The organism is Clostridium sp. AM22-11AC, from assembly GCF_003473545.1.
Lineage (GTDB): Bacteria > Bacillota > Clostridia > Lachnospirales > Lachnospiraceae > Enterocloster.
Map to the genome: position 1 here is coordinate 36,173 of NZ_QUCM01000027.1, position 6,998 is coordinate 43,170.

Here is a 6,998-nt window from a genome sequence, read left to right on the forward strand (position 1 = left end):
GAAAATGAAAGTAAGAACAAGATATGCACCAAGCCCTACAGGAAGAATGCATGTTGGAAATTTGAGAACAGCTCTGTATGCGTACCTGATCGCAAAACATGAGGGAGGCGATTTCCTTTTAAGAATTGAAGATACAGACCAGGAACGTTATGTAGAAGGCGCTGTAGATATCATTTACAGAACCCTGGAAGAAACCGGTCTGGTCCACGATGAGGGACCAGACAAGGATGGCGGCTGCGGTCCTTATGTTCAGAGTGAGCGCCAGGCTTCCGGAATTTATATGGAGTATGCAAAGCAGCTGGTAGAAAAAGGAGAAGCATATTACTGCTTCTGTACACCAGAGCGTCTGGAGTCCTTAAGAAAGACTGTAAACGGTGAGGAGATCATGACCTATGATAAGCACTGTCTGCACCTTTCCAAAGAGGAAATCGAGGCAAATTTGGCTGCTGGAAAGCCATTTGTTATCCGTCAGAATAACCCGACTGAGGGAACTACCACCTTCCATGACGAGATCTACGGAGATATCACTGTAGATAACTCTGAACTGGATGATATGGTACTGATCAAATCTGATGGTTATCCTACCTACAACTTTGCAAACGTAGTAGACGATCATCTTATGGGCATTACCCATGTAGTAAGAGGAAATGAGTATCTTTCTTCTTCACCAAAGTACAACCGTCTGTATGACGCTTTCGGCTGGGAAGTGCCGGTTTATGTACACTGCCCGCTGATCACAGATGAAAGCCATCACAAGTTAAGCAAGCGCTGCGGACATTCCTCTTTTGAGGACCTGGTAGAACAGGGCTTTGTTCCGGAAGCAATCGTAAACTATGTGGCACTTCTTGGCTGGTCTCCAGAAGGCAATAACGAGATCTTCTCTCTGGAAGAGATGGTAAAGGAATTTGATTACCACCGTATGAATAAGTCTCCGTCTGTTTTTGATATGACCAAGCTTCGCTGGATGAACGGCGAGTATATCAAGGCAATGGACTTTGATCGTTTCTATAAGCTGGCTGAGCCATACTTAAAAGAAGTGATCAAGAAAGACTTAGATCTTAAGAAGATTGCAAATATGGTAAAGACCAGAATTGAAGTATTCCCGGAGATCAGGGATCACATTGATTTCTTTGAGGAACTTCCTGAGTATGACATTGCTATGTATACTCACAAGAAGATGAAGACAAACGCAGAGACTTCCCTTAAGGTATTAAAAGATGTACTTCCTATTCTGGAAGCACAGGAAGATTTCAGCAATGACGCTCTGTTTGCAGCACTTTCCGCTTATGTAAGTGAAACTGGCGTAAAGACAGGCTTTGTTATGTGGCCTGTACGTACCGCTGTTTCCGGCAAGCAGATGACTCCTGCAGGCGCAACTGAGATCATGGAAGTTCTTGGAAAAGAAGAATCATTAAAACGTATCCGTAAAGGCATTGAAATGCTGGAGGCTTAATACATGGCTTTTAATGAAGCACAGAAAAGGGCGATCCGTCACACAGACGGACCTGCCCTTGTACTTGCAGGACCCGGCTCAGGTAAGACTACGGTCATTACCAACCGGGTCCGTTATTTAACGGAAAAAGTGGGCGTGGAGCCTGGAAATATCCTGGTGATCACCTTTACCAGGGCGGCGGCCCGTGAAATGAAAGAACGATATGAACGGATAACCGGGACAGGATGCAGCAGAGTCTCTTTTGGGACCTTCCATTCTGTCTTTTTTATGATATTAAAACTGGCATACCGGTATCAGGCCTCCAATATCGTAAAAGAAGAGCAGCGCATCCAGTTTATCAGGGAGCAGTTAGACCAGACAGATCTGGAGATCGAGGACGAAGGAGAGTTTATTTCTTCTGTATTGTCAGAGATCAGCCTTATTAAAGGGGAATTAATGTCCTTAGATAACTATTATGCAAAAAGCTGCTCCCAGACCGTCTTTAAAGAACTGTATGATGGCTATGAGCATCGTCTTCGCAAACAGGGACTTCTGGATTTTGATGACATGCTTGCCATGTGCTATGAGCTTTTTAAAGAACGTAAGGATATTTTACAGGCATGGCAGAGAAAATATAAGTACATACTTATCGATGAATTTCAGGATATCAACCAGATCCAGTATGAGATCGTAAAAATGCTGGCTCTGCCGGAGAACAATCTGTTCATCGTAGGAGATGATGATCAGTCCATTTACCGTTTCCGGGGCGCAAGGCCGGAGCTAATGCTTGGATTTGAAAAAGATTATCCAGATGCAGAGAGAATCCTGCTGGATGTAAATTACCGCTGCGTGGATCCGGTGATCGAGAGCGCAGGAAAACTGATCGCTAATAATAAAACACGTTTCCAGAAAGAGATCCATGGAAACAGGGGAAAAGGCTGTCCTGTATTTGTAAAAGAGTGGCCGGACCCTTTAGCAGAGACAAAGGCTATTACAGAAGAACTGCGGGATTACCACCTGATGGGGATCGCTTACGAAGATATGGCGGTTTTATACCGCACCAATCAGGGACCAAGACTTCTGATCGAGCGGATGATGGAATACAATATCCCCTTTCATATGCGGGATACAGTGCCAAATCTTTATGAACACTGGATCTCCAGAAATGTGTTCTGCTACATTTACGCGGCCTTAGGGGATCTGAGCCGTTCCAATATACTCCAGATCATCAACCGGCCTGCAAGGTATATCAGCCGGGATGCCTTAGATACCAAGGTGATCCGATGGGAACAGCTGAGATCTTTCTATCAGGATAAAAACTGGATGCTGGACCGTATTGACCAGCTGGTATACGACCTGGAAATGCTGCGGGAAATGGCTCCGGCAGGTGCAGTAAACTATATCCGGAAAGCTATTGGATATGACGATTACTTAAGAGAGTATGCCAATGAGCGAAGACTAAAGCCGGAGGACCTGTTTGAGGTCTTAGATGCCCTTCAGGAGAGTGCTGTGCCCTTTAAGACCTATGAGGCATGGTTCAACCATATGGATGAGTACAAAGAGCAGCTAAAGGAGCAGTCTGCCTTAAGAGAGGCAGAAAAAGAAGGTGTCAGTCTGATGACCATGCACAGCTGTAAAGGTCTGGAATTTAAAGTAGTATATATCCTGGATACAAATGAAGGCATAACACCTCATCATAAGGCGGTTTTAGAGCCGGATCTGGAAGAAGAACGGCGCATGTTCTATGTGGCAATGACCAGAGCAAAGGACCGGCTGCATATTTTTTATGTAAAAGAGCGGTATCACAAGCGGCAGACCGTATCCCGGTTTGTAGTGGAGACAGGACTTCTTGGTAAAAAAGGGGATTTAGAAAAAAATGGAAAACAGGGAAGAAAATAAGGAGAGGGAATCTGGTAAAAGAACAGATGGCCTGGTCCATATCTACTGTGGGGATGGAAAAGGAAAGACCACTGCTTCTGTAGGTGCAGCCGTCCGGGCAGCAGGAAGCGGAAAAAAAGTGGTGATAAAACGTTTCCTGAAAAATGATCATTCCGGGGAAGTGGAAGTTTTAAAACAGATCCCGGGGATAACAGTCCTGCCATGTACCAGGCAGTTTGGATTTTCCTGGAAAATGAGTTCCCAGGAGAAAGAAGAGGCAAAGGAATATTACGGGGAAGAACTGGAAAAAGCCTGGAAAACAGCATGGGGTCAGGATGCAGATATGCTGATCTTAGATGAGGCGGTAGGCGCCTGCAGCCTTGGCTTTATAAAGGAAGAACGCCTGCTGGAACTGATTGGTTGTAAGCCAGAAAAATTAGAAGTGATCCTGACAGGCAGAAATCCTTCTAAAGAACTGCTTGCAGCTGCAGATTATGTCACGGAAATGGTCATGCGTGCCCACCCTTATACCAGGGGAATACCCGCCAGAAAAGGAATTGAATATTAGCTTGCAATTTTACAGGCAGTCTGATAAAGTGTAAATGAACAGCGAAAAGCTGTAACATTTAACCGGATTGGATATGAAAGGAATAAAATATGGCAGACGAGAAGAATTTAAATGAAGAAGAGGAAATGACCGTTACCCTGACATTAGATGATGATTCTGAAATCGAGTGCGTGGTCCTTAACATCTTCTCTGCAGGAGACCGTGAATATATTGCCCTTCTTCCTATGGAAGGAGCAGAGTCCGAAGAAGGAGAAGTTTATCTGTACCGTTACAGCGAGACAGAAGACGGAACTCCTGTTCTGGATAACATCATGGATGATGATGAGTACGAGATCGTTGCTGACGCATTTGACGAAATGTTAGATGACCAGGAATACGATGAGCTGGTAAGCGAAGAAGATTTAGACGACTAATTCTATTAGATCATGTATCTGAATGCTTGTAGGGCATTATAAAGCATTATAAAGCGGAAAGAAAGCCGGGATATGTAAATGTGCATGTCCCGGTTTTTTGCACTTAAACAGCCTAGTTGTGAAACTTGTGTGAAAGCGTAGAAAACCCGGATTTTTTTGTTATAATAAGGGCGAAGTAAGTTTTTTATAAGTACATAAAATAAGCAGGAGGAGCAGGAAATGGATGCTTTGAAAATATTAATGGTAGATGATGAAGAGAGAATGCGGAAACTGGTAAAGGATTTCCTTACCAATAAGGGATTTTCTGTAGTAGAAGCAGGTGACGGAGAAGAGGCTCTGGAGATCTTTTTTGCCCAGAAAGACATTGCGCTGATCTTATTGGATGTAATGATGCCGAAAATGGACGGCTGGGAAGTCCTTAAGACCATCCGGAAATACTCTAAAGTGCCGGTGATCATGCTGACAGCCAGAAGTGAGGAAAGGGACGAACTTCAGGGATTTTCTTTAGGAGTGGATGAATACATTTCCAAACCATTCAGTCCAAAGATCCTGGTTGCAAGAGTAGAGGCCCTTCTTCGCAGGACCAATGCAGTATCTGCGGATGTAATGAATATCGGTGGCATCTGTATTGATAAGGCAGCCCACAGAGTGACCATCGACGGAAAAGAGATCGAATTAAGTTTCAAGGAATTTGAACTTCTCACCTATTTTGCAGAAAATCAGGGAATTGCCCTTTCCAGAGAGAAGATTTTAAATAATGTATGGAATTACGATTATTTTGGAGATGCCAGAACCATTGACACCCATGTAAAAAAACTGCGCAGCAAAATGGGGGAAAAAGGTGATTATATTAAGACCATCTGGGGAATGGGCTATAAATTTGAGGTGAGTGAAGAATGAAACGCTCCATCCGAACTACATTTATAGGACTGTTTATCGGCCTGCTGGCAATGGTCCTGTTAGCCGTATGGGCTATGAACAGCTTCTTTTTGGAAAATTATTATCTGAATGATAAAGTAAAGATCCTTCAGGATACCTATATCCAGATCAATGCATATGCAATGGAAAAAGCGGCAGCCGGGGAAGACATCATGGATGACCTGCAAAGTCTTTATTCTAAAGACGGAGAACAAAATGAGATCACCAGGCTGATCCGCAATGTAAATGAAAAATACAATATTACGGTAGTGATCGTAGACAGTACCAATGATGAAACGTATCCTTCTTTCTGGGATGGAAGACTTTTAGCAGACCGTGTGCAGCAGTATATCCTTGGAAAGCGTGGACCAAAGACAGAAACACTGGTGCATGAAGAAAATTACACCATTGAAAAAAGTTTTGACAAACATGCCAAAAGCTTCTATCTGCAGAACTGGGGCTTCTTTGAAGATAATAAGACTATCTTTATCATGTCCATGCCTATTGCAAGTATCCATGAAAGCGTAGATCTGTCTAACCGTTTCATGGTATATATCGGTCTTATTGCCTTGGCAGCAGGAAGCATTATCATGTATTTTGCAGGGAAAAAGATTACTTCTCCTATTCTCTCTCTTGCAGCTTTGTCGGAGCGGATGTCAGAGCTGGATTTTGACGCTCGTTATACAGGAGACTCCGAGGATGAGATCGGTGTACTGGGAAATAGTATGAATACTCTTTCGGAAAAGCTGAAGGAAACCATAGGAGAACTGAAAACAGCCAATAATGAACTGCAAAAGGACATTGAAGAGAAGATACGCATTGATGAAGCCCGAAAGGAATTTATCGCCAATGTATCTCATGAACTGAAAACACCTATTGCCCTGATCCAGGGATATGCAGAGGGACTTACAGAAGGAATGGCAGAGGACCCGGAAAGCAGGGACTATTACTGTGAGGTCATTCAGGATGAAGCCGGAAAAATGAATAAAATGGTAAAACAGCTTCTTACCCTTACAGCCCTTGAATTTGGCAATGACAAACCAGTTATGGAACAGTTTGATCTGGTTACATTAATAAGCGGTGTTCTTTCATCTGCAAAGATCCTTCTTCAGCAAAAAGAGGCTCAGGTTATATTTGATGCAAGCGAACCGGTCATGGTATGGGCGGATGAGTTTAAGATAGAAGAAGTAGTGACCAACTATCTGAATAATGCCATGAACCATTTGGACGGGGAAAAACGCATTGAGATCCGCATTGAGAAAAATGATAAAGAGGTAAAAGTAACGGTATTTAACACAGGGCAGAATATACCGGAGGAAGATCTTGGAAAACTCTGGACTAAATTCTATAAAGTAGATAAGGCACGCACCAGAGCTTACGGCGGAAGTGGCATTGGCCTTTCCATTGTGAAGGCGATCATGGATTCCCACAATAAGGCCTGTGGCGTACAGAATGTAAAAGATGGTGTGGAATTCTGGTTTACACTGGATTGCAGCATCTGATAAATATAGTATAAAGGGGTGCTTGGAGGCACCCTTTTATAGTGCGAAAATGTGCGGCAAAATTTTTTTGAAAAATAATTAAAAAGTTGTTGACATTCTGCTGTGGATCTGATAATATATATTTCGCTGTCGCAAGACAGAAAAACAAAAAGAAAAATAAATAAAAAAGTTGTTGACAAAAGCAAATACTTATGATAATATATCAGAGTTGCTGCTGAAGAAGTTAGCAACAACGAACCTTGATAATTGAAGATTAAACAGTATGTAAAACCCTGAAAATTCTAAAA

At 42.9% G+C, this 6,998-nt stretch carries 6 protein-coding genes; all 6 read left to right on the forward strand.

What is annotated here, in order from left to right; translation table 11 throughout:
* Positions 1-4 precede the first annotated feature (4 nt).
* The 6 genes from gltX (at position 5) to DW251_RS16100 (ending at position 6,711) form a co-directional block, all read left to right on the forward strand.
* Positions 5-1,453, forward strand: a complete 1,449-nt coding sequence (gene gltX, locus DW251_RS16075; RefSeq protein WP_021868969.1) for a glutamate--tRNA ligase — start codon at positions 5-7, stop codon at positions 1,451-1,453.
* Positions 1,454-1,456: 3 nt separating this feature from the next.
* Positions 1,457-3,331 carry an ATP-dependent helicase gene (locus DW251_RS16080; RefSeq protein ID WP_118301729.1) on the forward strand — a complete coding sequence of 625 codons (1,875 nt, stop codon included), beginning with the start codon at positions 1,457-1,459 and terminating at the stop codon, positions 3,329-3,331.
* Positions 3,309-3,878 carry a cob(I)yrinic acid a,c-diamide adenosyltransferase gene (locus DW251_RS16085; protein ID WP_118301730.1) on the forward strand — a complete coding sequence of 190 codons (570 nt, stop codon included), beginning with the start codon at positions 3,309-3,311 and terminating at the stop codon, positions 3,876-3,878. Before DW251_RS16080 ends, DW251_RS16085 begins: the two co-directional genes overlap by 23 nt.
* Positions 3,879-3,967: 89 nt before the next feature.
* On the forward strand, positions 3,968-4,291 hold the full coding sequence (locus DW251_RS16090) for a DUF1292 domain-containing protein (protein WP_021868971.1): 324 nt from the start codon (positions 3,968-3,970) through the stop codon (positions 4,289-4,291).
* A 219-nt stretch (positions 4,292-4,510) separates the two neighbouring features.
* Positions 4,511-5,191 (forward strand): response regulator transcription factor, encoded by a 681-nt coding sequence (locus DW251_RS16095; protein WP_021868972.1) that lies wholly within the window; start codon positions 4,511-4,513, stop codon positions 5,189-5,191.
* Positions 5,188-6,711 carry a HAMP domain-containing sensor histidine kinase gene (locus DW251_RS16100; protein ID WP_118301731.1) on the forward strand — a complete coding sequence of 508 codons (1,524 nt, stop codon included), beginning with the start codon at positions 5,188-5,190 and terminating at the stop codon, positions 6,709-6,711. The genes DW251_RS16095 and DW251_RS16100 overlap by 4 nt, the downstream gene beginning before the upstream one ends.
* Positions 6,712-6,998: the final 287 nt, after the last annotated feature.